This window comes from Pseudofrankia coriaricola (assembly GCF_032027725.1).
In the GTDB taxonomy this organism is placed as follows: domain Bacteria; phylum Actinomycetota; class Actinomycetes; order Frankiales; family Frankiaceae; genus Pseudofrankia.
The window spans coordinates 88,635-115,024 of sequence record NZ_JASNFO010000048.1; the positions used below are offsets into that span (position 1 = coordinate 88,635).

25 protein-coding genes and 1 pseudogene are annotated in these 26,390 nt (G+C 69.1%); 10 read left to right on the forward strand and 16 right to left on the reverse strand.

The genetic code is table 11. From position 1 onward, the window contains the following. Nucleotides 1-57 precede the first annotated feature (57 nt). Genes QOZ89_RS25445 through QOZ89_RS25465 form a run of 5 tightly spaced genes read left to right on the forward strand, consistent with a single transcriptional unit; the run spans nucleotide 58 to nucleotide 7,901 of the window. Nucleotides 58-999, forward strand: coding sequence for an ABC transporter permease (locus QOZ89_RS25445; protein ID WP_071048111.1), 942 nt, complete (start codon nucleotides 58-60; stop codon nucleotides 997-999). Next, nucleotides 996-2,858, forward strand: coding sequence for a dipeptide/oligopeptide/nickel ABC transporter permease/ATP-binding protein (locus QOZ89_RS25450; RefSeq protein WP_083418431.1), 1,863 nt, complete (start codon nucleotides 996-998; stop codon nucleotides 2,856-2,858). Before QOZ89_RS25445 ends, QOZ89_RS25450 begins: the two co-directional genes overlap by 4 nt. Then, nucleotides 2,855-3,808 (forward strand): ABC transporter ATP-binding protein, encoded by a 954-nt coding sequence (locus QOZ89_RS25455; protein WP_083418430.1) that lies wholly within the window; start codon nucleotides 2,855-2,857, stop codon nucleotides 3,806-3,808. Before QOZ89_RS25450 ends, QOZ89_RS25455 begins: the two co-directional genes overlap by 4 nt. Beyond that, the gene (locus QOZ89_RS25460) at nucleotides 3,805-5,565 is read left to right on the forward strand and encodes a family 43 glycosylhydrolase (RefSeq protein ID WP_312625751.1); all 1,761 of its coding nucleotides are present in this window, start codon (nucleotides 3,805-3,807) and stop codon (nucleotides 5,563-5,565) included. Before QOZ89_RS25455 ends, QOZ89_RS25460 begins: the two co-directional genes overlap by 4 nt. Further along, on the forward strand, nucleotides 5,562-7,901 hold the full coding sequence (locus QOZ89_RS25465; RefSeq protein WP_312625753.1) for a family 78 glycoside hydrolase catalytic domain: 2,340 nt from the start codon (nucleotides 5,562-5,564) through the stop codon (nucleotides 7,899-7,901). The genes QOZ89_RS25460 and QOZ89_RS25465 overlap by 4 nt, the downstream gene beginning before the upstream one ends. Here QOZ89_RS25465 and QOZ89_RS25470 read toward each other — a convergent pair. From QOZ89_RS25470 to QOZ89_RS25500, 7 genes are all read right to left on the reverse strand, one after another. Beyond that, nucleotides 7,837-8,337: a CoA transferase gene (locus QOZ89_RS25470; protein ID WP_071048108.1), complete on the reverse strand. Its 501-nt coding sequence runs from the start codon at nucleotides 8,335-8,337 to the stop codon at nucleotides 7,837-7,839. The genes QOZ89_RS25465 and QOZ89_RS25470 overlap by 65 nt on opposite strands. 156 nt (nucleotides 8,338-8,493) lie before the next feature. After that, entirely contained in the window at nucleotides 8,494-9,789 is a 1,296-nt protein-coding gene (locus tag QOZ89_RS25475; protein WP_071048107.1) for an ABC transporter substrate-binding protein, read from the reverse strand. 361 nt (nucleotides 9,790-10,150) lie between these two features. Continuing rightward, nucleotides 10,151-10,567, reverse strand: coding sequence for an alcohol dehydrogenase catalytic domain-containing protein (locus QOZ89_RS25480; RefSeq protein WP_312625755.1), 417 nt, complete (start codon nucleotides 10,565-10,567; stop codon nucleotides 10,151-10,153). 14 nt (nucleotides 10,568-10,581) lie between these two features. After that, a complete protein-coding gene (locus QOZ89_RS25485; RefSeq protein ID WP_312625756.1) occupies nucleotides 10,582-11,451 on the reverse strand; it encodes an SDR family NAD(P)-dependent oxidoreductase in 870 nt (289 codons plus the stop codon). Then, on the reverse strand, nucleotides 11,451-12,644 hold the full coding sequence (locus QOZ89_RS25490; RefSeq protein WP_071048106.1) for an amidohydrolase family protein: 1,194 nt from the start codon (nucleotides 12,642-12,644) through the stop codon (nucleotides 11,451-11,453). The genes QOZ89_RS25485 and QOZ89_RS25490 overlap by 1 nt, the downstream gene beginning before the upstream one ends. Nucleotides 12,645-12,676: 32 nt before the next feature. Next, nucleotides 12,677-13,636, reverse strand: a complete 960-nt coding sequence (locus tag QOZ89_RS25495; protein WP_071048105.1) for an SDR family NAD(P)-dependent oxidoreductase — start codon at nucleotides 13,634-13,636, stop codon at nucleotides 12,677-12,679. 401 nt (nucleotides 13,637-14,037) lie between these two features. Then, the gene (locus QOZ89_RS25500; protein ID WP_312625762.1) at nucleotides 14,038-14,757 is read right to left on the reverse strand and encodes a TetR/AcrR family transcriptional regulator; all 720 of its coding nucleotides are present in this window, start codon (nucleotides 14,755-14,757) and stop codon (nucleotides 14,038-14,040) included. 439 nt (nucleotides 14,758-15,196) lie between these two features. On the opposite strand from QOZ89_RS25500, the gene QOZ89_RS25505 reads away from it, so the two are divergent. Beyond that, a complete protein-coding gene (locus QOZ89_RS25505) occupies nucleotides 15,197-16,840 on the forward strand; it encodes a diguanylate cyclase domain-containing protein (protein WP_312625764.1) in 1,644 nt (547 codons plus the stop codon). Here the strand turns inward: QOZ89_RS25505 and QOZ89_RS25510 are convergent. Next, on the reverse strand, nucleotides 16,800-17,369 hold the full coding sequence (locus tag QOZ89_RS25510; RefSeq protein ID WP_241841632.1) for a helix-turn-helix domain-containing protein: 570 nt from the start codon (nucleotides 17,367-17,369) through the stop codon (nucleotides 16,800-16,802). The two genes, QOZ89_RS25505 and QOZ89_RS25510, sit on opposite strands and share 41 nt — an antisense overlap. Nucleotides 17,370-17,475: 106 nt before the next feature. Between QOZ89_RS25510 and QOZ89_RS25515 the strand changes: the two genes are divergently transcribed. Next, nucleotides 17,476-17,697, forward strand: coding sequence for a hypothetical protein (locus QOZ89_RS25515; RefSeq protein ID WP_071048102.1), 222 nt, complete (start codon nucleotides 17,476-17,478; stop codon nucleotides 17,695-17,697). Between the two features lie 158 nt (nucleotides 17,698-17,855). Here QOZ89_RS25515 and QOZ89_RS25520 read toward each other — a convergent pair whose 3' ends face one another. From QOZ89_RS25520 to QOZ89_RS47620, 7 genes and pseudogenes are all read right to left on the reverse strand, one after another. Continuing rightward, nucleotides 17,856-18,485 (reverse strand): 3'-5' exonuclease, encoded by a 630-nt coding sequence (locus QOZ89_RS25520; protein ID WP_071048101.1) that lies wholly within the window; start codon nucleotides 18,483-18,485, stop codon nucleotides 17,856-17,858. 24 nt (nucleotides 18,486-18,509) lie between these two features. Continuing rightward, nucleotides 18,510-19,331: a hypothetical protein gene (locus QOZ89_RS25525; RefSeq protein WP_312625771.1), complete on the reverse strand. Its 822-nt coding sequence runs from the start codon at nucleotides 19,329-19,331 to the stop codon at nucleotides 18,510-18,512. A gap of 78 nt (nucleotides 19,332-19,409) precedes the next feature. Then, the gene (locus tag QOZ89_RS48380; RefSeq protein WP_198543191.1) at nucleotides 19,410-19,754 is read right to left on the reverse strand and encodes a hypothetical protein; all 345 of its coding nucleotides are present in this window, start codon (nucleotides 19,752-19,754) and stop codon (nucleotides 19,410-19,412) included. After that, nucleotides 19,751-20,272, reverse strand: coding sequence for a nucleoside-diphosphate kinase (locus QOZ89_RS25535; RefSeq protein WP_116271476.1), 522 nt, complete (start codon nucleotides 20,270-20,272; stop codon nucleotides 19,751-19,753). The genes QOZ89_RS48380 and QOZ89_RS25535 overlap by 4 nt, the downstream gene beginning before the upstream one ends. Then, nucleotides 20,269-20,580 (reverse strand): hypothetical protein, encoded by a 312-nt coding sequence (locus tag QOZ89_RS25540; protein ID WP_198543189.1) that lies wholly within the window; start codon nucleotides 20,578-20,580, stop codon nucleotides 20,269-20,271. The genes QOZ89_RS25535 and QOZ89_RS25540 overlap by 4 nt, the downstream gene beginning before the upstream one ends. Nucleotides 20,581-20,681: 101 nt before the next feature. Next, a pseudogene (locus tag QOZ89_RS47615) lies at nucleotides 20,682-21,278 on the reverse strand (thymidylate synthase); the annotation flags it as partial. A gap of 24 nt (nucleotides 21,279-21,302) precedes the next feature. Further along, a complete protein-coding gene (locus QOZ89_RS47620) occupies nucleotides 21,303-21,716 on the reverse strand; it encodes an NAD-dependent epimerase/dehydratase family protein (RefSeq protein ID WP_116271475.1) in 414 nt (137 codons plus the stop codon). 308 nt (nucleotides 21,717-22,024) lie between these two features. On the opposite strand from QOZ89_RS47620, the gene QOZ89_RS25550 reads away from it, so the two are divergent. Further along, nucleotides 22,025-23,335, forward strand: coding sequence for a helix-turn-helix domain-containing protein (locus QOZ89_RS25550; protein WP_491723672.1), 1,311 nt, complete (start codon nucleotides 22,025-22,027; stop codon nucleotides 23,333-23,335). 18 nt (nucleotides 23,336-23,353) lie between these two features. Here the strand turns inward: QOZ89_RS25550 and QOZ89_RS25555 are convergent, their stop codons facing one another. Continuing rightward, nucleotides 23,354-24,010 carry an HAD family hydrolase gene (locus QOZ89_RS25555; RefSeq protein WP_071048100.1) on the reverse strand — a complete coding sequence of 219 codons (657 nt, stop codon included), beginning with the start codon at nucleotides 24,008-24,010 and terminating at the stop codon, nucleotides 23,354-23,356. Between the two features lie 357 nt (nucleotides 24,011-24,367). On the opposite strand from QOZ89_RS25555, the gene QOZ89_RS25560 reads away from it, so the two are divergent. Together QOZ89_RS25560 and QOZ89_RS25565 are read left to right on the forward strand one after the other, a co-directional pair. Then, nucleotides 24,368-25,000: an ATP-binding protein gene (locus tag QOZ89_RS25560; RefSeq protein WP_312625776.1), complete on the forward strand. Its 633-nt coding sequence runs from the start codon at nucleotides 24,368-24,370 to the stop codon at nucleotides 24,998-25,000. A gap of 169 nt (nucleotides 25,001-25,169) precedes the next feature. After that, nucleotides 25,170-26,348 carry an ISAs1 family transposase gene (locus QOZ89_RS25565; RefSeq protein WP_312623925.1) on the forward strand — a complete coding sequence of 393 codons (1,179 nt, stop codon included), beginning with the start codon at nucleotides 25,170-25,172 and terminating at the stop codon, nucleotides 26,346-26,348. The last annotated feature ends 42 nt before the right edge of the window (nucleotides 26,349-26,390 follow it).

The window sequence follows — 26,390 nt, forward strand, 5'->3', positions numbered from 1 at the left end:
ACGGGATCGACGAGCGACCGCATCCCGTGCCGCCCTCCCTGGCCGCGAGGAGGAACGATGCTGTCCTTTCTGATCCGCCGCGCGGTCGCCGGCATCGTGCTGGTCCTCGTCGTCGTGACGGTGACCTTCCTGTTGCTGCGGATCACCGGCAGTGACCCTGCCCGCGCCGCCGCAGGCCAGCAGGCCACCGCCGAACAGGTCGCCGAGAAGTCGCGGGAGCTCGGCCTGGACCGGCCGCTGGTCACCCAGTACGGCGACTGGCTGTCCCATGCGGTGCGGGGGGACTTCGGCACCTCGTGGTTTACGGGGGACCAGGTCGGCACGCTGCTCGGCAACGAGCTGCCGGTCACCCTGTCGGTGGTCCTCGTGGGCCTCGTCCTCGCCGCGGTGGTGAGCGCCGTGGCAGGGGTCGCCGCGGCGGTCCGGGGTGGCTGGCTCGACAAGGCCGTGCAGCTGACGGCGGTCGTGGGCGCGGCGATACCGAGCTTCCTCGTGGCGCTGGTGCTGGCCCTGTTCGTCGGTGTCAGGTGGAAGCTGCTCCCGGCGACGGGCTACGTGCCCCTCACCGAGGCGCCGCTCGACTGGCTGCGCTCGGTCACCATGCCGGCGGTGGCCCTGGCGATCCTGGCGACCGCCTCGATGGCCCTGCAGATCCGCGGCTCGATGCTCGACGTGCTGGAGAAGGACTTCATCCGCACGCTGCGCAGCCGCGGCCTGAGCTCGCGCAGCCTGCTGTTTCGACATGCGCTGCGCAACGCCGCACCGCCGGCCCTGACCGTGCTGGCGCTGCTGTTCATCGGCCTGCTGGGCGGCTCCGTCGTGGTCGAGCGGGTGTTCGGCCTGTCCGGCCTGGGCAGCCAGGCCACGACGGCGGCCTCCCAGGGGGACCAGCCCATCGTGCTGGGTGTCGTCGTGGTGACGGTTGTGCTGGTCGTGGTCGTCAATATCCTTCTCGACATCGCGCGCGGGCTGCTCGACCCGAAGGTGCGTGTGCGATGAGCGTGTCCAGCGTCGAACCCGTCGTTCCGACGCCGACGCCGGCCCCTGCCGCCCCCGACGGGCCGGCGGCGCGGGTGGGACTGTGGCGCCGGCTCCTGCGGGACCGCACGGCGGTCGTCTGCCTCGTCGTGCTCGGGCTGGTGGTCGTCGCCAGCGCGGCGGCTCCCCTGCTCACCTCGGCCGACCCGTCGTCCGCGGACATCGCCGACACGCTGGCGCCGATCAGCGCCAAGCACCCGCTCGGCGGTGACGGGGTGGGGCGGGACGTACTCGCCCGCCTGCTGTACGGCGGACGGACGAGCCTGCTCGGCACACTCCTGGCCACCGCCGTGGCGCTGACCGTGGGCGTCCCGACCGGCCTGACGGCCGGTTACCTCGCGGGCTGGTTCGACAGCGTTGCCAGCTGGCTGGTCAACCTGGTCATGGCCCTGCCGGCGATCATCATCCTGCTCGTCGTCCTGGCCGTCGCCGGGCCCAACACCTACCTCGCGATGGCGATCTTCGGCGTGCTCCTGGCCCCCGGGGTGTTCCATCTCGTCCGGGCCTCGACGAGCGCCGTCCGCACGGAGGCCTACGTCGACGCGGCCCGGGTGGCCGGGCTCTCGGACGCCCGGATCATCCGCAGGCACATCCTTCCGGTGGTACAGGCACCGACGATCATCCAAGCCGCCTACATGCTCGGCGTGGGCATCGCCCTGCAGGCCGGCCTGGAGTTCCTCGGCCTGGGCTCGCCCACCCAGCCCAGCTGGGGCGCGATGCTCAACGACGCGTTCACCCGCATCTACGACAGGCCCGCGCTCATCCTCTGGCCGGGTGTCGCGCTCGCCGTAACGACCGCGGCGTTCGCCATGCTCGGCAACGCCCTGCGCGACGCCCTCGACCCGTCCCGCGCGACGCTCACCGGCCGTCGCGCCACGGGCGGGCCGGCCACGGGCGACGGCCGGGCCGGCGACGGCGCCACCGGCGGCGAGAGCGGCGCCGTGGCCACGGCCACGCGGGCCCCCGCGCCGGAACCGGAAGGCGGCCGGCTTCTCGTCGTGCGGGACCTTCGGGTCGCCTACCCGGCACCGGCCGGGACGTCGACGGTCGTGGACGGGGTCACCCTGTCGGTGCGCCGGGGTGAGGTGCTCGGCCTGGTCGGCGAGTCCGGGTCCGGCAAGACACAGACGGCGTTCGCCGTGCTCGGACTGCTGCCCACCACGGCCATCGTCACCGCCACCGGCATCCACTTCGACGGCACCGACCTGCGGGCGCTGGACGAGCGGCACCTCAACGACCTGCGCGGCCGGCGCATCGCCTACGTCCCGCAGGAGCCGATGAGCAACCTCGACCCGTCGTTCCGCGTCGGCAGCCAGCTCGCCGAGCCGTTGCGTCGCCACCTCGGCCTGTCCCGCAGGGCGGCGACGCGGACCGCGCTGGACCTGCTCGACCGGGTGGGCATCGTCGACCCGCGGCGCGTCCTCGACGCCTACCCCCACCAGATCTCCGGCGGAATGGCCCAGCGCGTGCTCATCGCCGGCGCGGTCTCCTGCAATCCCGACCTGCTCATCGCCGACGAGCCCACCACCGCCCTCGACGTGACCATCCAGGCGGAGGTGCTCGACCTCATCCGCTCCCTGCAGAAGGAGCGGAACATGGGAGTGGTCCTGGTGACCCACAACTTCGGCGTCGTCGCCGACATCTGCGACACCGTCGCCGTCATGCACCAGGGCCGGATCGTCGAGACCGCGGCCGCGACCGAGCTGTTCGCCAGTCCGCGGCACCTGTACACCAGGTCGCTGCTGGGCTCCACCCTCGAGAACGCTCCCCCGCGCGGGCCCTACCCCGCCGCCGCGGCCGTCGACGGAAGCGCGCCATGACCGAGCCGCTGCTGTCCTGCCGGGACGTCGTCGTCGAGTATCCCGGGACCGGGTTCCGCGCCAGGCCCCAGCGTGTCCTGCACGAGGTCTCGCTGTCGGTACGGCAGGGGGAGACGCTCGGCCTGGTGGGCGAGTCCGGCTCCGGCAAGACCACCCTCGGCCGCGCGATCCTCGGCCTCGTCCCGGTCAGCGGGGGCACCGTCGTCTTCGCCGGACGGGACATCACGCGCCTCGGCCGCCAGGAACGCAGAGACCTCTCCGCCGCCATCCAGGTCGTCTTCCAGGACCCGTACAGCTCCCTCAACCCGGCACGGACCGTCGGCGACATCCTCACCGAGCCGCTCCTGGTCGCCGGGGTGAGCAGAAGCCAGGCAGACCAGCGGATCCGCGACCTGCTCGACCAGGTCCACCTGCCGGCCGACGCCGCCCGACGGCTGCCGCGCGAGTTCTCCGGCGGTCAGCGCCAGCGCATCGCCATCGCCAGGGCGCTGTCCCGCTCCCCCCGTCTCGTCGTCTGCGACGAGCCCGTCAGCGCTCTCGACCTGACCAACCAGACCCGCGTGCTGGACCTGTTCATCGAGATCCAGGAACGCACCGGCGTCGCCTACCTGTTCATCACCCACGACCTCGCCGTGGTGCGCCGCATCAGCCACCGGGTGGCCGTGCTGCGCCGGGGGGACATCGTCGAGATCGGCGACGCCCGCCAGGTCACCACCGAGCCCACGCACCTCTACACGCAGCGCCTCCTGCTCGCCGCGCCAGTTCCCGACCCGCGGCTGCAGGCCGAGCGACGCGCCGCCCGCCGGCGCCTGGCCGAGCAGGTCACGCGGTCTCAAACCGGCCCGACGAACCGCCCGCCCACGATGACAGGCGTCGGCATCACGGGCGGGCCGGCCACGGACGGGCCGGCCACGGCCGCGGCCGCCGGTGTCCCGGGAGAACGCGCATGACCACAGCGATCTGCAACCCGATCGATCTGCCCTACCGTTATCAGGACGTACGAACGGCCGGCTTCGGCCGGAAGGTCTTTCGAGAGGCCGCGGATCCCAGAATCGTGCTCTTCCGCGACCGTTTCTACCTGTTCGCATCCATGTCGGGCGGGTTCTGGCACTCCGACGATCTCACCGCCTGGCAGTTCCAGGAGACCGCCGGCCTCCCGGTCCACGACTACGCCCCCGACGTGCGGGAGATCGACGGGAAACTGGTGTTCACGGCCTCGCGGATGCGCGGCCGGTGTTCCTTCTGGCGCACCGACGACCCGCTGTCCGGACATTTCGAGGAGGTGCCGGGAACGTTCGCCTTCTGGGACCCGAACCTGTTCCAGGACGACGACGGGCGCGTCTACCTGTACTGGGGCTGCTCCAACCGGGCGCCGCTGCGGGGAGTCGAACTCGACCGCCGTACGCTGACCCCGGTCAGTGAACCCGTCCGGCTTTTCGGCGGCGACCCCGGGCGACACGGCTGGGAGCGCACGGGCGAGAACCACGACCCGCGGACCCGTACCGGCCCGCGGGCGAAGCTGATCGGCCCCGCGCCTTTCATCGAGGGCGCGTGGATGACGAGGCACCAGGATATCTACTACCTCCAGTACGCGGCCCCCGCCACGGAGGCGAACACCTACGCCGACGGCTACTACACGTCCTCGTCGCCGCTCGGTCCGTTCGCCTACGCCCCGGACAGTCCCTTCTCGTTCAAGCCCGGAGGCTTCATCACCGGAGCGGGCCACGGAAGCACGTTCCAGGACAGGCACGGAAACTGGTGGCACGCCTCGACGATGCGCGTGTCGGTCAACCACGCGTTCGAGCGGCGGATCGGCCTGTTCCCCGCCGGGTTCGACGAGGACGGCACCCTGTTCACGAACCAGGAACTGGCCGACCACCCGATCCTGGTCCACGACCGACCGTTCGACCCCTGGACCGAGGCGTCACCCGGCTGGATGCTGCTGTCCAACGGCAGGCCCGTAACGGCCACGTCCGCGCTGCCCGGCCACGGCCCTGAGCTCGCGGTCGACGAGAACGTGCGGACCTGGTGGGTCGCCGCCGACCGGGCCCCCGGCCACCGGCTGACCGTCGACCTGGGCGACGGCGCCACCGTCCACGCCGTCCAGGTCAACTTCGCCGACCACGAAGCCGGCCGGCACAAGCCGCGGCCCAGGCGCGGCCAGTCGACCACCACCATGGGCATCTCCCGGGCGATCGAGATCCGCCCCCAGCCCAATCAGTTCGTCCTCGAGTGCTCCACCGACAGATCCTTCTGGACCCTGCTCACGGACCGCCGCGGCGAGGAGCTGGACAGCCCGCACGCGTTCGTCGTGACCGATCGGCCGACCCAGGCCCGCTACCTCCGGCTCACCTCGCACGCCCAGCCGTGGGACGGCCCGATCGCGGTCAGCGGCCTGCGGGTGTTCGGGCACCGCGACGGCCCGCCGCCCTGTCCCGCGATCGCGCGCGCGACCCGGATGACCGACCGCGACGCGCGCGTCGTCTGGACCGGCGCGGATGACGCCGACGGCGCGAACGTCCGGTTCGGGCCTAGCTCCAAGCGGCTGTACCACTGCTGGCAGGTTCACGGCCGCACCGAACTCGATCTCTCCGCACTCACGGCTGGCGAGGACTACTGGGTGGCCGTCGACGCCTTCAACGGGAGCGGCATCACGCGCGGTGAGCCGGTCCCCGTCGTCGGGCCAGGAGGACAGGAACCACGATGAGCATCACCCGCGGGTGGACCGCGAAAATGATCACGCCAGACCGAGAGCTGGCCAGCGCGCCGCTCTTACGCCGAACCTTCACTCTGGAAACAGGCCATGGGGGCCTGACCTCGGCGGTCCTGCGCATCACGGCGCTCGGCGTGTGCGAGGCATGGATCAACGGCGTCCGCGCTTCCGAGGACGTGCTGACCCCCGGCTGGAGCGCCTACGAGTGGCGCCTGCGGTACGCCGAATGGGATGTCACCAGGCTCGTCGCGCCGTCCTGCGTCCTCGGGATAGCGCTGGGCAACGGCTGGTACCGCGGCAGGCTTGGATTCGCCGGCGGCCGGGCTCTGTACGGCGACCAGCGGGGCGCGCTCGCCGAACTCCACCTCTCCTATGCCGACGGATTCACCCAGACCGTGGCCACCGACACCCGATGGCAGTCCGGGCCGAGCGCGATCCTCGACGACGACCTGTACGACGGCCAGACCATCGACACCCGCCGGCTCGACCCCGCCTGGTCGACACCGGAGGCCGGATCAGACGGCTGGGGCGGCGTCCGCGTCCTGGAAGGATTCGACGAGAAACGACTCGTCCCCTACATCGGCCCCCCGATCCGCCGCCAGCAGGAATGCGCACCGAAGCGGGTCTGGATCTCACCCAGCGGAAGAACGCTGGTCGACTTCGGCCAGAACCTCGTCGGCTGGACGCGGCTGCGGGTCACCGGCGCCGCCGGACGGCGCATCACGATCCGCCACGCCGAGGTGCTCGAACACGACGAGCTCGGAACCCGCCCGCTGCGGACCGCGCAGGCCACCGACCGGTTCGTGTGCAGCGGCGGCGACGACCTCTTCGAGCCGACCTTCACCTTCCACGGCTTCCGGTACGCCGAGGTCGCCGACTGGCCGGGAACCACCGACGACCTCGCCGCGAACATCACCGCAGTGGTGGTCGGCTCGCGGCTACGGCGCACCGGACACTTCGCATGCTCCGAACCGCTGCTCAACCAGCTGCACGACAACATCGTCTGGTCGATGCGCGGCAACTTCGTCGACGTACCCACCGACTGCCCGCAGCGCGACGAACGCCTCGGCTGGACCGGCGACCTGGCCGCCTTCGCCCCGACCGCCACCTACCTCTTCGACGTCAACGACTTCCTGCGCGACTGGCTGGCCGACCTCGCCGTCGAACAGGCAGCCGCCGGACAGGTCCCCATCGTCGTGCCTGACAACTTCAAGTACGAGAACCTCGCCAGTCTGGCCGAACCGCCAGCAGCGGACGGTTGTCCCGCGATCACCGTCCTCGCGCTGTGGAGCGACGCCGCTGTCTGGGTGCCCTGGGCGGTGTGGGAGGCCTACGGGGATCGCCGCGTACTGGCCGACCAGTTCGAGTCGATGACCGCCCACGCCAGACTGGTGCGCTCCCAGCTGTCCGAACGCGGCCTGCTCGAGGGCGGCCTGCAGCTCGGGGACTGGCTGGATCCGACAGCGCCGCCGGACAATCCCCTGCAGGGGAAGTCCGATCCCTACGTCGTCGCCACCGCCTGCGCCTACCGCAGTGCCGTCCTCGTCTCGCGAGCCGCCGCGGCACTCGGGCTGCCCGCCGAGGAGCAGGAGTTCGAGACGATGGCGGCCGACCTGGGGACGGCCTTCAACCGGCACTATGTGAGCGCGGACGGCCGCCTACAGAGCGACGCCAGCGCCGTCTACGCCCTGGCCATCGCCTTCGGCCTCCTCACGCCTGAGGACGAAGCCCGCGCCGGTGCCCGCCTCGCCGAGCTCGTCACCGAGGCCGGCCACCACGTGACCACCGGCTTCGCCGGCACGCCCTTCCTCACTCACGCGCTGTCCCGGACCGGCCATCTCGACGACGCCTACCAATTACTCCTGCAACGCGAGTGCCCGTCCTGGCTCTACCCCGTGACGATGGGCGCCACCACCATCTGGGAGCGGTGGGATTCGATGCTGCCGGACGGCTCGATCAATCCCGGCGAGATGACCAGCTTCAACCACTACGCGTTCGGAGCCGTGGGCGACTGGATGCACCGCGTCGTCGGAGGCATCTCGGCACTCGAGCCCGGCTATCGCACACTCCTCATCGCCCCACAGCCCGGCGGCGGGCTCACCTGGGCAAAGACCGAACTCGACACCCCCCACGGCCGCGCGTCCGTGCACTGGCGGCGAGACGGCAACGACCTCACCCTTGACGCCACGGTGCCACCCGGAACCACTGCACTGGTCCGCGTCCCCGGCGCCAAGGAGGCCACCGTCGGGGCAGGTACCCACACCTTCACCGGCCGCATCGCCCCGGAAGTTCCCCTCCAAACCGCGCCGCGACTCCACACACCAAGCTGACGGCCCGCCTCACGGACAGGTCGGGCCCCGCCGAGCCGAAGGCGCTGGCCTCCCCGTAGATGAGGCGTGGGTTCACGGCGCGCAGGGCGTCGTAGTCGAGGCCGAGCTTCTCGGGCACGCCGGGCCGGAAGTTGTGCAGGAACACGTCGGCGTCCGCGACCAGGGAGCGGACGATCTCGACGCCTCGCGGTGTCTTCAGATCGACCGCGACGCTGCGCTTGTTGCGGTTGTTGGTCTCGAAGTAGGAACTGGTCGCGGTTCCGGCCAGGGCGTAGATTGACCGCCCACCGTCGCCGACCCGCCGTTCCTCGATCTTGATGACGTCGGCACCGAGGTCGCCGAGCATCATGGCGGCGACCGGCCCCTGCTGCCAGACCGTCCAGTCGATGACGCGTAAACCGTCGAGCGGGCCTTTGGGTCCCGCTGGTGCGCTCATCAACGCTCTCCTTGCTGTTGTATGGCGGCGTCTTAGGGGAGAACGGGCACGACGCGACCTCGTCGAGACGCGGTCGCGTCGGCCGTCCGCCGGGCCATCTGGTCAGAAGAGGAGCCGCTTATACGATCGGGAGCTCGGCCGTTCGGTCGCCGCTGGTCAGTCCGTGATCGGGGAGTATCCGAGGACCTGGTACGTGGTGGGCTTTCCCTGGGTGTCCAGGGTCGTGGACAGCCCGCCGCGCACGCAGGCGGCCGGTGAGCCGGCGACGGCCTTGCCGTTGCAGCGGAATCGCAGCCCGGCGGCGCCCGGGAGCGCCTTTTCCGGCATCGCCTTGATGGTGGCGTTGACGGTTGCCGGGGTGATATCGCCGGAGATTCCTTCCAGCGCCGTCTGGAGGCCCGAGAGTGTGATGAACATGGTCCTGGGGCTGGTCGCGGTGAGGTCGATGTCCTTGCCGTAGGCCTTCATGACGGTGGTGAACAGGACGCTGGTCGGGTCGTTCCCACCGGCTGGTGTGACGGCCGCGACGACCATCCCGCGCAGGACGTCGGCCGGCACCGCCTTGCGGGTGGCGTCGGTGATGCACTGTGAGATCGCGCTGACCGTTCCGTCGTACCCGACGGCCTTCAGCCCGTTGAACGCGCTGATGCAGAACGAGTCGTTACCCACGACGAACACGAGGCCCGCCTTGCCGTCCACGATCCGCTGCATCTGCGGTGTCATGTCGGCCGTGCCCGGCGGCACGGTCACGAGCTGGTAGCCGAGTCCCGCGTCCGCGTACACCCCCGGCGCGATCTTCTGCTGGTCCAGCGCGGCGGGCACGTCGATGACGACCGACGCGACCTTGTCCGTGCCCTGTTCCTTCGCGAGGTTGATCGGAAGCTGCAGCGTCGTGTAGGTCGGGTCGCCCAGGGTGTACATCGACTCGGTGTCCTGCAGGATCGACGGGTTTCCGACGCCGAAGAACATCGCGGGGATGTTCGCATCGGCGAGCGGCCGCGCGACGCTCTCGGCGACCGACGACTCCGCGATGGCCACGGCCACCACGTCGGCCTCGATCATCTGGTTGCCGCAGTCGGCGCCCTTGCCGGGGTCCGACTGGGTCTCGCACTTGACCAGCTCGATCGGCCGGCCGCCGATACCGCCCTTGCGCTCGTTCAGCCATTTGGCCGTGGCGGCGGCCACGTCGAACTGGACCGAGTTGTCGACCGCGGCCGACTTACCGTCCGAGATGATCCCGATCTTCACCGGTTCGCCGGCCGCCCTGTGCACCGGCCCGAGCACGTCTGCGTTCGCGCCCGTGTCCCCGGTCGCGGGGGTGTCGGAATCGTCGGACCCGCACGCGGCGACAAAAACGAGCAGGGCCAGCGGAATGGCTAAGAACGCGCCGATCTGCCGCCGCGGCCACCGACTCCCCGTCGCTCTGCCTGACGGGGTCATCAGATGCTGCATGTTCCCTCATCTCATGGTCATGTTTCGTAGAAAGGTGAGCTGCCGGGCGACGGCCCGGCTCCGTGGAAATGCTGGTCCTGTTCCTGCCGACGGCGCAGCTCAAGAACAATGCCACGCAAGGACACGACGGTCGGCAATTCGGCCGACACATTCACCGAACCCGACTCGATTCGACGGGATGTGGTTACGATGAAATGTGCGCACGATAAACCGATGGGACGTGAATGGGTCAGGACATTCGGTCGAACCATCACCGTGACGTCACGATATTCAGAAGGATATTTCCGTCGGGATGGCGTCGGGCAGGACGCCGAGTTCGCCCAACCATGGCCGAACTACCGGCGGTCACTCGCCAGCCGGTTTACGTGGGTGCGTTGGTGACGTCGGGCTCGGCCAGCGACGCGTTCGAGACGTCGAGCCCCTTGGGCAGGTCGAGGACCTTGTGGGCCGGCACCCGGAACTGCTCCACCATGCCGCCGTTCTGCATGATGCCGAGCGCCTTCCTGGTGGACTGGTCGCAGAGGTTGTTCCGGCCCTCCCGGCAGAAGCCGCACTCCCCACAGCCGAACAGGCCCTCCACCAGCACGGGCGTCCCGTCCGCCTTCCGCCCAGCGAGTTCGTGGCCGAGGATGAACCGGGTCCCGAGCCGCAGGTAGTTGAGGTCGGAGGCGCAGATCCCGGCCACGGCCATGGTCAGCAGCTCGTCGTCGTCCCAGCCGGGCGCATCGTCGACGTCGACGACCACCGGCCGGCCCTCATGCCCTCGAACCGCCTTCATTACTCTCCTCCCCCCTAATGCTGCTTCACTGCCCGGGCGAACAGGGAAGGCTCGGCGTAAGAGGCGCAGATCCCGCCGTCGATCAGCACGTCGGTCCCGTTGACGAAGCTGGCCTCGTCCGAGACGAGGAACGCCACCACCGCGGCCACCTCCTCGGGCCGGCCCCGCCGGCCCAGCGGCGTGCGTTCGACCAAGGCGTCGACCTTGATGTCCTGGGCCTCCTCGGCGGCCACCATCGGGGTCTCGATCGTGCCGGGCGACACCGAGCAGACCCGGGCGCCGACCGGACCCAGCCGGACCGCCTCGCGTCTGACCAGGCGGACAATGCCTCGCTTCGCCCAGGCGTAGGCGAGGCCGGCGTTTTCGATGTCGGGCCCGAGTGCGGCGCGGATGCGTTCGAGGAAGTCGTCCTCGATCGCGGCGTCGAGCGCCGCGTCGGTCGCCGGGTCGGACGCCGCGATCCCGATCCACGGGATCAACGAGGCAAAGTGCACGAACACCGTGCGACGGGTGGCATGACGGCTCAGCACCCGGTTGAGCTGCGCGCTCGCCACCAGGTTGACGTCGAGCACGCGCTTCCAGTCCCCCATCACCGGCGAGATCCCCGCCGCGGACACGACGGCCCGGAGCTCACCGGACTCGGCCGCGCGAGCGGCCAGCCGATCGAGGCCCGTGACGTCCGTGACGTCAAGCGCGAACGCCTCGACCGCGCTCCCCCCTCGGGCCGACAGAGCCGCCGCCGCGGCTGTCACGTTCTGTTCGTCGATGTCGACGAGCAGAAGTAAGTCGACCGTGTCGAGCATGCGCTCGGCGCACGCCAGCCCGATGCCCCGGCCGGCTCCCGTCACGACTCCCACGGTTTTCAGCCGCCCGGCCTCGCTCATCAGGCTCCCCGTGCGGTCGTGTCGGCGAGGAGCTTCGCCGGTAGTGGGAACCGGAACAGCTCGGCCGCCTGCTTCCAGGCGACCTGCTGGCGGACCGCTTCGTCGAGGTAGGCGGTGCCGGCGGCGAAGTCAGCCCGCGTGTTGGGCCACACCGACTCGATGTGTGGGTAGTCGTCCTCGAAGAGCCACCGGGACAGGCCGAACTCCTCGGTGTACGGACCGATGAGGTCGTACTCCTGAGTGCCGAACGCGAACGACCGCGCCACGAGCTCCAGTGGCGTCGCGTTCGGGTCGGGCCAGCCGGCGCGGGTGAGCGGCGAGTGGCCGAGGTTCCAGTCGAGCCGGCGAACGAAGTGCGGCAGCCACGACCCGCCGGACTCGGCGACCAGGATCTTCAGGCCCGGGAACCGGGTGGCCACACCACCCCAGAGGATCTGGGCGCAGAAGTCGGTCGCACCTGACTGGTAGATGGTCAGGCCCATGCCGTACGGGTAGGCGTTCCCGGCCGGCCCGCCCCGCTTCGGCCACCACGGCAACGAGTCGGTGTGGTGCACGACGACCGTCCCGGTCTCCTCGCACGCGCGGAACAGCGGATCCCAGTGGCCGGTGCCGAACCATGGCTCGTCGAGATCGGCCGGGTTGCGGATGGCGACCGCCCGGAACCCGCGCGCGGCGTTGCGTTCGACTTCGCGGGCGGCGAGTTCCGGGTCGCGGTACCAGGTGTAGCCCACCGGGACGAGCCGATCGGGCGCGGCCGAGATCCACTCCTCGTGGTACCAGTCGTTCCAGGCCTGCAGGGCCGCGAAGCCCAGTTCCTGGTCCGTGGTCTTGGCGAACAGGTCGCCGCCGAACCCCATCCCCGCCGGGTCGGAGGTGCTGGCCGCGACGGCCACGCCGTCGATGTCCATGTCCGCGACCCGCTGGGTGGCGTCGTAGCAGCCAGGCCGGAGCTGATCGCGCCTGGCTAGGGTGTTGAAGCCCTCGACGTCGGCGCGCCAGCTCGCCTCGTCCTTGGCGCCCGCCATGCAGCACGTCCGGTGCAGGAACGACATGTGGTCTTCGAACTTCCAGAACCCGCCGAAGTCGCTGTCCTGGTAGCGCGGAGCCTGGTCGGCGAACTTCGCCGGCATCCGCCCCTCGAAGAGATCAGGCGGGTCGACGATGTGGGAGTTGACGGAGAAAAGCGGCTGCATGAGTACCTGCTCGGGATCGTTGGAGGCGCGGCTCAGCCGGCGAGCAGCTTGAGCGACACCCGCCACAGGCGTGTCGCGGTCTCGGGGTCGATCGCCCAGCTCCCGACGCCGGGAGCGTCGAACTCGGCGGGCGGGTTCTCGGTGTCAAAGTCGATCGCCTGGTTGCAGTTCTCGAAGTACAGACCGCCGATGCCCTCGAGCAGCGGCGAGGCCGCGAGCAGCACCGACGTGGCCGCGCCCTGCTCGGTGCTGCGCCAGGGCAGCCGGTCCATGCCGGCCCTGACCTCGGCGGGGAGGTCCATGGCCTCGACGTGGCGCTGCAGCTTGGTCCGGATCTGGCCGGGATGCACGGCGTTGGCGGTCACGCCGTCCTCGGCCCAACGGCGGTTCAGCTCGACGGCGAACAGCACGTTGGCCGTCTTCGACTGGGCGTAGGCGAGACCGCCGTTGTAGTCGCGGCGGTCGAAGTTGATGTCGTCGAAGTCCACGACGCCGCGGGCGTGCGCGTGCGCGTCGGAAGTGACGCTGACTACCCGGCCCCCGGCGGCGGCGAGCGGAGCATAGAGCCCGAGCGTCAACGCCACATGGCCAAGGTGGTTGGCGCCGAAGTGGTACTCCACGCCTTCTCGCGTGAGCTGCCGGGTGGGCAGCATCATCACGCCGGCGTTGTTGACGAGCATGTGCAGCGGGCCCCGCCAGCTGCTCGTGAACTCGTCGATGGTCGAGCGGTCGGCGAGATCCAGCGGAGCGACGTTCACCGTGGCGCCTCCGGTCGAGGCCGCGATCTGGGCGGCGACCTGCTTGCCGGCTTCGACGTTTCGCACCGCCACGGTTACCTCGGCACCGGCCGCGGCCAGAGCCCGCGCGGTCTCCGTGCCGATGCCGGACGTAGCCCCCGTCACGACCGCCCGCTGACCGGACAGATCGACGCCCGCGAGGACATCGTCGCTGGTGCTCTCGCGGCCGAAGGGCGTGGTGAAGCGTGTAGCCATGAAGACGATCTCCCCAGGTTTTCAGTAGAACGACCGTTTTGGTCAGTCGTGCTACTTAAACATAGGGTTGCTCGACTCATCAAGGGAAACCTGTCGAGCTGGCCCGCTGATCTGGCCCTTTGGGCGTCCAGCCATGGACCGCCAGTCGCTTCGGCTCGCCGCTCGCGCTCGGAGGTCGCGACGGCTCAGACGTCGACCAGACTCAGGTCGGTCGCCGCGCGCCGAGCAGGGCCTCCGGCGGGGGTTGGCGGGAGCTGTCACGCCGAGGCCGATCACCAGCGTGGCGAGGACCGCGACGGGCCGGAGAACGCGACGGGCAGACTTCAAAGTGCGCGGAGCCGTCCACGCCGACAAGTCGTCATCCGTCGGGTACGCCGCCTCGCTCCGCGGCGATTCCGTCGTTAGGACCCGGCCGCACCCGATCGGGCGCGAGCGAGGTCGGCGCCGTCGGCGTAGGCGGGGGCGGCAAGTCCGGCCGCCACCATGTTCAGGCTTTCCTGGACGAGCTGCTCTCGGGTGAACGACACGCCCAGCTGTTCGTTCGCCTTCTCGTGCCCGACCAGGCAGCTGACGAGCAGGCGAAGCTCCATCATCACCCGCCAGTCGATCAACTCCGGAGTCAGATGCGGCAGGACCCGATGCAGCAGCACCTTCAGCTGGCTGGTGACCGGCTGGTTCTCGAGAACCTCCATCGGCCCGGGGATCGCCTCCGGGAAACCAGGATGGTTGAGGAACTGCAGCAGGAACCGGGCAAACGTGTACTGGCCGGCCGCGTCGACCTGGTCGGCGACCGGCAGGAACATCGCTTCGACGAGCGTCCCGACATCAGACAGCCGTCCCGCCGCCGCGGCGTCCACCAAGAGCTCGGCCCTGCGCTGCTCGATCCGCTCGGCCCTGGAGCGGATGATCGCCTTGATCAACCCTTCCTTGCTGCCGAAGTGGTACTGGATCGCGTTCTTGTTACCCAGTCCGGCCTCTCTGACGATGGCCAGCAGAGACACGGCGTCGATACCGAGATCGCCGAACATCCGCTCCGCCGTCACCAGCAACGCCTGGCGCGTGGCCCCCCCAGTGCGGGCGACGGAGAGGTCGTCCTCGGCGTCCGCGCCTTGTAGTTGCATAGACGCAGGCTAGTGCGCTGACTACGACCGCTCATGGGTTGGGACTCGTGGGTCTGGCCACCTCCGCCCGGCTGGCTCGCCGCGCATCGCCACTGTCGACTGTTCGGCTTTGCCGTCCGACCGGATGCTGCTGGCCAGCCTCGCCCAGCTCCTCCCCCGCCGACTCAAGGCCAGCCCGCCGGGCCTTCACAGGGTGACCTACGCCCGCTGCGCGCCGCGACGCAGCACGATCCCGACCACGAACGGCACCTGCTCGCCGAGCTACCCGGCATCGATGACCGCATCGTCGACTTGTTCTCCCGGGAGGGCTCTACCCAAACCGCCTGAACCGGCCGGGCCACCCTGACCCCGTGGCCTGAGCCGACCTCAGCCTTCGCACCCGGCTCTCACTGCGCGAGTCCGGATGGCTGCGCTAAGCTCTTGCCAGGGGATTCGAGTGATGTTCGGACTCCGCAGTGTCGTCAGCGCTTTGTCGAGTCCGTGGCGTTCGACCGCCGTGGGGTTGACGCCACGGTTGTTCCGGTGTGCCGTCGGCGCCTCTTTGGTGCTCCTTGGGCTGGGCAGCGCGTTCGTGGTGCTGCTGGACGCGCAGCCTGCCCGAATCGCCGTCGTTCTCGTCAACGCCGCCGTCCAAGGCGCCGCCGCGGTCGCCTGCTTCTGGACCGTTCGGCGGGTTCGCGGGGCGGAGCGCTGCTGGCGGGTGCTCATTGGCTTGACCGCTGGCGGCGCGATGCTCGCCAGCGCCGGAACGGCGGTGATATTGCTGGACGGTGGCTCTCCCGCTTCCCAAGCGTCCTCGGGGTATGCCGTCCTCTTCGCTACCTATGCGGCGGCGCTGGCGGGTCTGCTGTCCTTGCCCACCCACCCGGTGGAGGGCCGGGGTGGGAGTGTGGGCAGGCCGTACCGCGGGCATGCGATCACCCTGCTGGACTGCCTCCTGATCGTCGGTTCGATCGTCCTGCTGGAGTGGGGAACGGTGCTCGGCGTGCTTGTCCACACCGGCGGACTTAACCTCATGCAGTTCCTGCTCGCACTAGCCCACCTCGTCGCCAGTCTGATCCTGGCCGCGGCGGTCCTGCTGATCGCGAGCTTCCGCCAGCCGCGCTCCCCGGCGGTGTTGGCGTTGCTCAGCGGGGGCCTGCTGGCCTATGCGCTCACCAGCAACGCCCACGTCTACCACGTCGCGCAGGGCAGGCTCGATCTTCCGCCGGGGATCCTGATCGGGTTCCTCGCCGCCTGGTTGCTGATCTTCCTTGCCGCACTCGTTCCGATCCGGCCCTCCGCGCGGCTCGACCCCCCTGCTGCTTCGCCGGGCCCGCGGGCGATGTGGGTACACGCGGCCCTGCCCTATGCCGTGCTCGGCGCGGCTGGGCTGCTGGTTCTCGCCAAGCTGGTAACCGGCGACCGGCTCGACCGGCTCGAAACGTACGGCATGACCGGGCTGCTGCTGCTGGCGCTGGTCCGGCAGATGCTCACGTTGGCCGAGAACACCCGGCTGCTGGCCACGGTCCGGGAACGGGAACGGCAGCTGAATCACCAGGCCTTCCATGATTCGTTGACCGGACTGGCGAACCGGGCGCTGTTCACCCGGCAGTTGCAGCAGGCACTCGGGCACGATGTTCATGACACGGGCTACGTCGGCGACGCCCAGCCGCTGTCCGTCCTGTTCCTGGACCTGGATGAGTTCAAGCAGGTGAACGACACCTTCGGGCACGCCGCCGGGGACGAGCTTCTCAAGATCAGTGCAGAGCGGCTACGGGCGGGCACGCGGCTGGCGGATACCGTCGCCCGGCTCGGGGGGGACGAGTTCGCCGTCATCCTCGACGGCGGCGGCGGCCCCGGCAGTCCCCGCGGGGTCGGTGAACGGCTCGCAGCCGCGGTCCAGGCGCCCTGCCTGCTGGCAGGGCGGCCCTACACGCCCCGAGCCAGCCTCGGCCTGGCCACCCTCGACCCCGCCGCCGCGCCGGCCAGCCCGGACCTCCTGCTCCACCAAGCCGACCTGGCCATGTATGCGGCAAAGCAGGAGCGGGCGGGCAGACTGGTCATCTACCAGCCAGACATGGCCGGACCACCACCAACCTAAAGAACGAGGAAGTCGCAGGCCAACACGCCTCGGGCTTGGGCGCGCAGGAACTGCGACCAGCTCGGACCGCCGCCGCGGCGAGGGCCGGGCCAAGGCCGTGACGGCGCAGGATGTTGCGCACGGAGGTAGCCGAGACCCGGACCTGGAGCTTGCGGCACTCCCCGACGATCCGCAGATAGCCCCACCGAGGATTCTCCCGGGCGAGCCGGAGCACCAGGTGCACGGTCGCATCCTCGAGACAGCGACCACGACGGCGCTGCGGGTATGTCCAGTGGCGCCGGACGAGGTCTCGATGCCAGCGCAGCAGGGCTACGGGTGTGACCAGGAAGGCCGACCAGCACGGGCGGGGCAAGAGCCGGGCGAGGGTGGCCAGCAGCATCCGATCGGACGGGGTGTACCGCGGCCGAGCGACCTGACGACCCAGCACGGTCAGTTGGTGGCGCAGGACGGCGATCTCGACGTCCTTCTCGTCAGGCCGGAAACCCAGCCCGACGACGCCGAGAAGCCTGCGCACCAGCAAGAACACCACGGTCGACACCATGCCCGTCATGATCCCCGACGTGCTCGTCCGCGCAGCTCAGCGCCCCTGACCGTCCAATTGCACCCCACATGCGCTGGGACGGGACAACTCGGCCATGGGTGACGTGTACTACAAGTCGCTGTCGGCCGTTGCCCACAGCCGCCCCCACGGCCTGGCCCAGCACCTCGTCGACACCCGCCCCGGAGACGGGAACATGACGGAGGTGCTGCCGGGTCTCAGGGCCGAGGGTGCGGCGCAGCGGCTGATGGCGGCGCCGCTCGCCGCGGTCTGCATGGTCGAGTCGTTGTTCCCCACGTTGGCTGGGACATCGACCTAGTCACTGGGCAGATCGTCCGGATGCTGGACACATGGGGTCGCGTGGCCGGCGTCCCCCATCCAGGCCCCGAACCCAAGGCTGCCTGACGGCCCGCTCGAACTGAGCGGGTACCGCGTCCGAGGGGATGCGTCATCGAGTCGTTCAGCGGTCCCGAGGGCTCAGAACAGGCTGGTCTGCTCCGACGGCGGAGCGACCTCGATCCCGGCGAGCATGCGCAGGTCGTCGACCGTGGGGCAGCGCTGCGGCCAGCACCTCGCCACGAGCCAAGCCAGGAGGCACGCCGCGGCGGTCGCGTCCCAGAGCGCCCGGTGCGGCTGTCCGGTAGGCAGCGCGAGGCGCAGCCCGCCGTCGAGGCCCGCCTGGTTGATCAGAGCGGTAAGTGATCTGCCGCCGTCGATGCCGGCGGCCCGGGCGAGCGCGAGCGTGTCCAGCAGTCCCGCCGGCCGGACACTCGGGAGGTACCGGCGGAGGAGCCGCCAGTCGACGCCGACGTTGTGGCCGACGATCCACCGGCCGTCGATCCGCGCGGCTAGCTCGGCCGCGATGCGGTCGAAGGGTGGCGCGGTACGCAGGGTCTCGTCGTTGATCCCGGGGGAGATCCACGGCCGCCGCGGAACCGGGCGCCCGGGGTTGACCAGCGTCGCGAACGCTTCCGGGAGAGCTGGATGGCCGTCGTGCAGCGGCACCGCTGCCACCTCAAGGATCGCCTCGTCGTCGCGGTCCTGGGCTCCGGTGCCCTCAAGGTCGAGCGCGACGAGGAGCGTCTGGTGCCAGGGCTGGGCGGTCATCGGGCCGGACCTCTCCGGGGGTGGCTAGTCATCCTCGTACCGTGCGGCTCGTTCGAACTGAGCCCGAACGGTCCGGAAAGCCTCGCTCTGGGCCGGGTCGACGGTATGCCCGAGCAGCGACCGGCCGTGGGCGTGCAGGTGGTGCGGCTGGTCGAGTTCCCAGATCTGATGGCGCAAGGTGTGCTGCACAGCGTAACGCCGCTGTTCTCCAAGGCCGTGGGTCCACATGTGTCCCGGTTCGATCACGTAGTCAGACTCGTACCCGAGCTGCGCGAGCACGGTGTCGACCTGCTCGACGGTGGGCTCGGAGTAGTCCTCGACACAGCGCCGCACCTGGGCTGCCGGGCAGATGTCACACAGCTCCCGGACGCCCCGGTGACCGTTGTAGTCCGGGGCGCTGTGAGCGTAGGCGACCCCGCAGGAGGTCTTACGGAACAGCGGCGTGGTCGTCCCGCTAGCTTGCCAGGCCGCGACGACGCGGGCGTCAAGCCCGTCGGGCATGACCTTGCGGCGCGCGTAGCCGTCGGCGTATGGCACGTCGACGCCGAGTTCGCGGAGGTAGTGGGCGTTCTGCTCTTTGTGGTAGTAGCCGGTGAACACGATGGCGTCCACGTCGCGGGCGACGTCGAGGACCTGGGCCATGGTGTCGGGGCTGTCGTTCCAGCCAGGCACGATGGGCCGCCAGTAGAGGAGGACGCCGGTACGGCGCTTGTGCTCGGCGGCGATCCGGATGGAGCGGACGGTGATGTCGCTCTTGGAGATCGGTTCGACGCGGCCGTCGGTGATGCCGGAGTACGTGAATAGCAGCGTGACCCGGGCATGCTTCAGGTTCTCCAACCTGGCCATGTCGTCTTCGCCGACGTGGAACCGGGTGATGACGAGGACGTGGTTGGTGTAGCCGAGGTCGTCGAGCGCCTCCAGGACCTAGAACAGGTGAGGCTTGACGCCAGGTAGGAACGGGTCGGTCGCCTTGTTGAACAGCTGCAGGGGTGTGACGCCCGGTCGGAAGGCCGGGTGGCCGACCAGCTGCTCGATGGCCTCGTCGGTGGAGCAGAGCAGCTGGGGCGTCTTGGCCTCGAAGTTGCCCCAGAAGTGGCGGACGCAGTACCCGCAGTCGAGCGGGCACCCGATGATGTGGTTGAGCGACAGGCCTGACTTTCGGTAGCCGACGATCAGTGCCATGTACGGATCGAGGGATGCCCGGTCGGCGTCCGGCATGTGGGGCAGGTGGCGAGGTCCAGCGGCGAGGTCTAGCGGCCCGAGGGTCATGGCTGGGTCCTTCCTTCCAGCGCGGTGGGGTCCAGCAGGTGGACGTTGGTGGCGCCGTACCAGATCTGGAACTCGCGTTCGGCGCCGGCGGGGTCGTCGGAGGTGTGAATGATGTTCGCGATCAGGCGGCCTTCGGACTTGGCCTGGCGGAACGAGTCGGTTCCGAAGTAGCCGCGGACGGTCTGGTCGCCGGCGCGGGACGGGTCGAAGGAGCCGATCAGCTCGCGAAGCCGGCGCGCGACGTCGGGCCCATGCGCGAGCGCGATGCCGACGCTCTGGCCTACGTAGGTGCGGCGCAGGTCGGCCGGCACGTCGACCCAGGTGAAGTAGGCACGGCGGGTCGTGAGCAGGTCGGCGTAGTGCGCGAATATCTGATCTTCGGACGGGAGGACGATCCGCTGGTCGACGATCGTCGCCTCGGCGGCAATCCAGCCCAGCACCTCCTCCACGAGGTCCCGGGCCACACAGTCCGGCTTGAGCAGGACAACCGACCAGGCCGTCCAGTCGACGGCGGTCACCGGTCGGCCGAGGACGGAACCAGCGAGGGCCAGCGCTGTTCGACCAGCCACCGATGCCCAGGCCGCAGCATGGCCAACGTCTCGGCGGCGATCGCCCGACCTTCGCCATAGGTGATCTGCCGGTGGACCTCGAACAGCGCCACCACCTGACGCCAGTAGAGATCCATCTCGCCGCCGTCGCCTGGGGTGAACGCGGCTTCGTTCGTGCGGAGGCGTTGCTCCCAGCGGGCGACCTGACCGAGCGCCGCGTCGCTCGTGGGCGGCATCGCCGCGGCCTCGAACGTCGGACTCGACGGCTCGGCCAGCATCGCGTCGACCCGAGGCAGATCACGGACGTTGAACGGACGTTGATATGCATCGAGCCGACGTGATGGGTGTAGGTGCCCACGCCTACGCCCAGCCGCCGTGCGGCGAGCTCCTGGATGAGGGTAAACGCGAAGGTGTCGCCGAGCAGGCCGATGACCGCGTCGTTGCCCCGCATGTAGGCCGTCAGGTGGAGCCGGTCGTCCCGAAGCATGAACTGCAGCGCGATGGTGCAGGCCACGTCAGGGTTGTCGGGGTCGACGAGTTCGTCCGGACGCATGATCGGCATCGCGGCGCGTTTGCTGTCGGGATCCGCGTGCAGCAGGTCGAGCACCCGCTCGAACTGGCTCCGCCTGTCCGGACCGCCCGGACGGAACAGACGCGGCCCGTACGCCGTGCCGGTGAGGGTACGGCCGTCGCCGGACACCTTCTCTAGCGCGGGCGCGTAGTGCGCGACCATCTCGAGGTCTTCGCGGCCGGTGAGATACCACAGCGTCTCCGCGTGATTGAAGACCACATTGGTCCTGCGGGCCGCAAGGTAGGGTGTGCGATCGACCGGATCAGCGATCGTGAAACTGACGTTCGCGAACTCCACCGCCGTCTTCCCACGTGTGCTCGTCGAATACTCGGGATTGTTCCGAACCTCAGCGAGCACCGCCAGATAGGCACTCTGGAACGTCGGAAACACCGGTCCACGGATCATGGCAGCTCCTGGGAAGCTTCTCTGTCAGGGAGCCGTGGGAGGAGAGCTCGATGTATGACACACGCCGCAGGTGACTGATGATAGGGGGGACATCAATTTCCCCCTGGGGGGGATGACTCCGTCCCCTCTCTGACCAGGCCACCTTCTGCCCGCAACTAGAACCGGCGACGGACGTCCTCTTCGGGTGTCCGTAGCCATCGTGCTCCCTATCTCAGGCGGACGTACGCCGAGACTGGGCAGGAGGCCGGTCAGCGACCGCCCCACAGCCGCACCACATTGCTTCCAGCCACAGCCAGGTCTGACGGACTCGACCGGAAAACGCGACCGTGCCACCTTGCAGCAGTCGACGGCGACGGTCGTGACTCCTCGGGCAACCAGGTTCTCGACGAGATGGGATCCAATGAAGCCGGCCGCGCCGGTGACCATCGCCCGGTTCATCGGACTGCCGCCGCAGGCCCAGCGGGCCGGAAGCCCTGTTCATCGCCGTCAGCGCTGTCGCTTGGCGTGCCACCGTTCTTGCTCGACGTGTACACCACACATCCCTGGTCGCTGTGGCCCGCATCGGCTGTCGCCGGCAGGGCCCGGCGCACGATCCTCGCCGGCCCGATCAGGAAACCCGGCCACCGGCGCGGGCGGTACCAGCCACAGCCCGTCCAATGGCAACCAGCCGATGACGGAAGGTAGCAGCGTCCGATAGCTTCATCCTGGTCGACGACACCTGCCCGATAAGGCGTTGGAGGTGCGGCGTGGCGAGTAACCGTCATCCCCCGAATCGGAATCTGGCCTGGGAACGACTCCAACGTGGCTGGTCACACGACGAGGTCGCCCGCCGTGTCGGCATAGAGATGGATCACGCCGGTGAGACGTACACCGGTCTGTGCGCCAACACGGTCAGGCGATGGGAGACCGGCGAGCGACGCCCAGAGCCTCGTTACCGCAAACACCTGGTGACCGTGTTCGGAAAGCCCGCGAGCGAACTCGGCCTGCTCACGCCAGCCGAGCTAACGATGCGCCCTGACGTCACGATGGGGAGGGTGGATGGTATGCCGTCTGGCGCGGCCGGCGACGTGAACTGGGACCGGGCCACCGTCCTTCGCGCGCTGCTCGGAGCGGGGGCGCTACCCCTGCTTAGCCCGTTGCTGTCCGTAACATCGGCCGAGGGCGACCCGCACGCTGGATCTTCCCAGGTGGACCCCGAGACCTACACGAAAATCGCGAACGGTCAGCGAGAGCTCTACTGGAACAGCCCTCCGCGTCCGCTCTTCGAGGCGTCCTTCGCGCACACCCACTTGGGCGTCGCACTGGTACGCGGCACTCGCGGCACGCAACGCGCTGCTCTCGCCGCCGGGCTGGTCCAGTCGGCGCTGCTCGCCGGACGCCTCGCCTTCTTTGACCTCGGCCAGCCCGCCGTCGCCACCCGCTGCTACGAAGTCGCCCTCGCCGCCAGCAAGGAGACCGGCGACCACGCGCTCGCCGCCACAGTCCTCGGCCACATGGCCTTCATCCCCGGCTTCACCCAGGACCCTGACGGCGCGCGAAACCTGATCACCGCCGCGCTCCAGCACTGCTGGCACGGCGTCCACCCCATCGTCCGATCCTGGCTGCACTGCGTGTCCTCCGAGATCGAAGCCAGAAACGGCGCCCCGGCAACCAGCCGCCACCAGATCGACCTCGCCGAAGCATCGCTGCCCGACGACGCCGGCGATCTCGCATGGTTCGACTTCTACGACGCGACCCGTCTCGATTCCTTCGCCGGCTACGCCGCCCTCACAACAGGTGATCATCGGGAAGCTGCCCGCCGACTGGCCGCAGCGGCTGACCAACTCGGCGCTCGGGGAAGCAAGCAGCGCAGCGTCATCCTCGCCGATCTTGCCGGAGCACACGGCCGGGATGGCGACCGCGTCGCTGACTATCTTGGCCAAGCGGTCGAAACGCTCGCCACCGACTGGTACGCGACCGGGATGGACCGCGTACGCGCGGTCCGGCCACTGCTGGGAGACAGCAAGCACGGTCGACACATCGACGGACAGATCAGAGCACTGTCACCAGCATCGTGACCTCCCGTCTGCGGAGCGTCAGTTCGCCTCGTTGTGCTTGCGCACCAGATCCGGTAGGTCGGTCAGAGAGTCGAGGTGAAACAGGCAGCGGTCGGCGACTGCGGGGTCCTCAAGGATGTGGCCCCACGGGCCCCGACGGATGAGAGCGGTCGCCATACCAACGGCCTGCGCGGGGCGGATGTCATTGTCGAGCCGGTCACCGACATAGAGCACCTCCCCAGCCAGGCAACCCGCTTCGACGACGACGCGGTGAAAAAACTCCGCCGATGGCTTCTCCACACCCCAGCCGTCCGACGTGCCGATCACATCGACGGAGAGATCCAATGCCCGCAGGATGCCCTCAGCGCGGGCGGTCTGATTGCCCGCCAAGCCGACCAGCAGACCCTCCGCGCGCAGCGCTGCCAGGCAGGGCCGCGCATCGGTGTACAGGTTCTCCTCACCGAACGACTCCGGCTGCCCGGCCGCCGCGCGCCGCTCCCGCTCCAACCCAAGGTCAAACCCGGGCCGGAACACCTGGAATACCTCCCGGTAGTCCAGCCCACGCGCGATCACGGCACCGAACACCGCCGAGAACGTGTGCCGAGGCACCCCTAGCCAATCCGCCCACGTCCCGTACTCCCGGGACTCATCCACGATCGTCTCGCCCACGTCGAAGAACACCGATCTGATCGGCACGCAACCCCTCCGGACTGATCAGACTGCGGATGACTCAAACCCCCAGGATGAGGCTATCGGAGGCCGCTACCTTCCGTCATCGGCTGGTTGCCATTGGACGGGCCGTGGACGGTACCGCCCGCGCCGGAGGCCGGGTTTCCTGATCGGGCCGGCGAGGATCGTGCGCCGGGCCCTGCCGGCGACAGCCGATGCGGGCCACAGCGACCAGGGATGTGTGGTGGACACGTCGAGCAAGAACGGTGGCACGCCAAGCGGCAGCACTGGCGACGAGGCGCCCCCCTGAGCCCAGACGATCACCTTCGCCGAGCCAAGCGGTATCGACTTGCGGCCCCTTCCCTCGCCCCGGAGCGTCCTTTCATGACCCGCATCGAACCTCCCGAGGGTCGCGACCCGAATCGACTGCCCTCCGGATCGCCTCGCACACCGGAGCTATCAACTGCCAGCGCAGCGACAAAGGCCCTGCCCGTCGGCGTGCCGCCACGGCCGACGGTGCGTGACGAGGTGAAGGTGACACGGTCGGTCGTACGATGGCTGGCCGCGACACAGGCCGCGCAGGCCGTCGCCCGTCGGCAGGCACAGGCGACGCTGTCGGGCTGGCGGCTGCTGTTGCTTCTGGACGATGCGCGGCTCGTGAACAGGGAGTTGGTCGCCAACGCCGTGAACGCCTGCAAGGCAGCCCGGGCCGGCGGTCCGGACCACTATCTCGACTGGATCGCGATCCGTCTCACCGACACCGGACGACGACTCACGATTGAAGTCTTCGACGCGGCGCCCGGTGTCCCAGCCCACCGTGCCACCGACCCGCTGACCGAGACGGGACGCGGACTTCACCTCATCGACGCAGTCGCCACCCAGGGCTGCGCGAAGGTCGCCCAGAGTTATGATTGGCTACGTCACGTAGCTGCCTCGCGGAAGCATCCGGATGCGGTAGACGGGATAGCGCGCGTCAGTCCTATCCCCGCGCACTTCGATCGAGATTCGCCTCAGTAGATCGAGCCGGGCATGCCGTGTGCCGACCCGGGAAATCTGCTGGACCGCGATTGGCGAGCCTTGGCCGCCGAATTATCTGAAACCTGGCCTGTCGTTGTTACAGAAGTGGCCTCCTGTTCGGGATAATGAAAGTTCCACCAAACAGAACCCCTGACCAGAAGGCCACCGCATGCCATCATGCCAGACCGGCGCCGCTCTGTCGAGCGGCCATGACCAGGCCGGCGAGAACAAAGCCAGTCGACTTCTCGAGATGCTGCGTCAGGTGAAAGATTTCCGTGCGGCCCGCGGAAAGATGTACGACCTCCATTTCGTACTCGCTGTCGCGGTCGTCGCCACACTGGCTGGCGCCGCGAACTACCGCCAGATCGGCAGACGGTCAGGCGACCTTCCACAACGTCTGCTCGCACAGATCGGTGCACCCTACGACTACTTCCGCGCGGCATACGTGGCGCCGGGCGAGTCCACTATCCGGGAGGTCCTCACGAATGTCGACGCGGACCTGCTGGACCTCCTCGTCGGCGTCTGGCTGCACGAATGCGCGACACGTGACCACGACGGAGACCTGGTGATCTCGCTGGACGGCAAGGTCCTGCGCGGCGCCTGGACCACCGGGAACAAGCAGGTCAAGCTGTTCGCCGCCATGATCCACGGAGAAGGTGTCGTCGTCGCCCAGACCCAGGTCCCCGACGACACGAACGAGACCACCCAGGTCGAGAACCTGGTGAAGATCCTCAAACACAAGCGCGGACGAACCATCGCCACCGCCGATGCCGCCCACACCCAGTTCAGGACCGCCATCCTGCTCCACAAACGCGGTATCGACTACGTCCTAACCGTCAAAAGGAACCAGCCCACCCTCTACCGGCAGGTCTTCGAGCGCTGCCTGCCTCTTCTCCAGCAAACACCGGGCCACGACGAAGAGGAACGCTCACACGGGCGCATCAAGCGGTGGACCACCTGGACGACCACCGCCGAGGACATCCGCTTCCCGTTTGCTCGGACGATCGCCGTCATCCGCCGTGACGAATTCGACCTCGAAGGTAACCGTCTCACCAGGGAGTACGCCTTCATCATCACCAACCTGCGCGGGGGCCGCGCCGCCCCAGCCGCAATCCACACCCACGTTCGCCTGCACTGGGGAATAGAGAACCGCGTGCATTACATCCGCGACACCGCCTGGCAAGAGGACGCCTGCCGCGCTCACCTCGGCAACGGCCCACGAAACCTCGCCATCCTCCGCAATCTCGCTCTCGGCCTCCTTCGGCTCCACGGCGTCAAAAAAGTCAAGGAAGCACTCGAACACATCGCCGCAGACCGCAACCGGGCACTCCAATTCCTAGCCACCTAGAGTGACCGACCGCCACCCTCGGCGATCTTCGCGCAGCCCTGG

Excerpts from the sequence above, each read along its gene's own strand:
- QOZ89_RS25490 (WP_071048106.1), bottom strand. The coding sequence starts at position 12,644 with ATGCAGCCGCTTTTCTCCGTCAACTCCCACATCGTCGACCCGCCTGAT.
- QOZ89_RS25500 (WP_312625762.1), bottom strand. The coding sequence starts at position 14,757 with ATGCAACTACAAGGCGCGGACGCCGAGGACGACCTCTCCGTCGCCCGC.
- QOZ89_RS25480 (WP_312625755.1), bottom strand. The coding sequence starts at position 10,567 with ATGAAGGCGGTTCGAGGGCATGAGGGCCGGCCGGTGGTCGTCGACGTC.
- QOZ89_RS25520 (WP_071048101.1), bottom strand. The coding sequence starts at position 18,485 with ATGACCGCCCAGCCCTGGCACCAGACGCTCCTCGTCGCGCTCGACCTT.
- QOZ89_RS25560 (WP_312625776.1), top strand. The coding sequence starts at position 24,368 with ATGACCCGCATCGAACCTCCCGAGGGTCGCGACCCGAATCGACTGCCC.
- QOZ89_RS25525 (WP_312625771.1), bottom strand. The coding sequence starts at position 19,331 with ATGGCCAGGTTGGAGAACCTGAAGCATGCCCGGGTCACGCTGCTATTC.
- QOZ89_RS47620 (WP_116271475.1), bottom strand. The coding sequence starts at position 21,716 with ATGAACCGGGCGATGGTCACCGGCGCGGCCGGCTTCATTGGATCCCAT.
- QOZ89_RS25450 (WP_083418431.1), top strand. The coding sequence starts at position 996 with ATGAGCGTGTCCAGCGTCGAACCCGTCGTTCCGACGCCGACGCCGGCC.
- QOZ89_RS25515 (WP_071048102.1), top strand. The coding sequence starts at position 17,476 with ATGGGTGACGTGTACTACAAGTCGCTGTCGGCCGTTGCCCACAGCCGC.
- QOZ89_RS25455 (WP_083418430.1), top strand. The coding sequence starts at position 2,855 with ATGACCGAGCCGCTGCTGTCCTGCCGGGACGTCGTCGTCGAGTATCCC.
- QOZ89_RS25540 (WP_198543189.1), bottom strand. The coding sequence starts at position 20,580 with ATGCTGGCCGAGCCGTCGAGTCCGACGTTCGAGGCCGCGGCGATGCCG.
- QOZ89_RS25460 (WP_312625751.1), top strand. The coding sequence starts at position 3,805 with ATGACCACAGCGATCTGCAACCCGATCGATCTGCCCTACCGTTATCAG.
- QOZ89_RS48380 (WP_198543191.1), bottom strand. The coding sequence starts at position 19,754 with ATGACCCTCGGGCCGCTAGACCTCGCCGCTGGACCTCGCCACCTGCCC.
- QOZ89_RS25465 (WP_312625753.1), top strand. The coding sequence starts at position 5,562 with ATGAGCATCACCCGCGGGTGGACCGCGAAAATGATCACGCCAGACCGA.
- QOZ89_RS25470 (WP_071048108.1), bottom strand. The coding sequence starts at position 8,337 with ATGAGCGCACCAGCGGGACCCAAAGGCCCGCTCGACGGTTTACGCGTC.
- QOZ89_RS25485 (WP_312625756.1), bottom strand. The coding sequence starts at position 11,451 with ATGAGCGAGGCCGGGCGGCTGAAAACCGTGGGAGTCGTGACGGGAGCC.
- QOZ89_RS25475 (WP_071048107.1), bottom strand. The coding sequence starts at position 9,789 with ATGCAGCATCTGATGACCCCGTCAGGCAGAGCGACGGGGAGTCGGTGG.
- QOZ89_RS25445 (WP_071048111.1), top strand. The coding sequence starts at position 58 with ATGCTGTCCTTTCTGATCCGCCGCGCGGTCGCCGGCATCGTGCTGGTC.
- QOZ89_RS25495 (WP_071048105.1), bottom strand. The coding sequence starts at position 13,636 with ATGGCTACACGCTTCACCACGCCCTTCGGCCGCGAGAGCACCAGCGAC.
- QOZ89_RS25565 (WP_312623925.1), top strand. The coding sequence starts at position 25,170 with ATGCCATCATGCCAGACCGGCGCCGCTCTGTCGAGCGGCCATGACCAG.
- QOZ89_RS25505 (WP_312625764.1), top strand. The coding sequence starts at position 15,197 with ATGTTCGGACTCCGCAGTGTCGTCAGCGCTTTGTCGAGTCCGTGGCGT.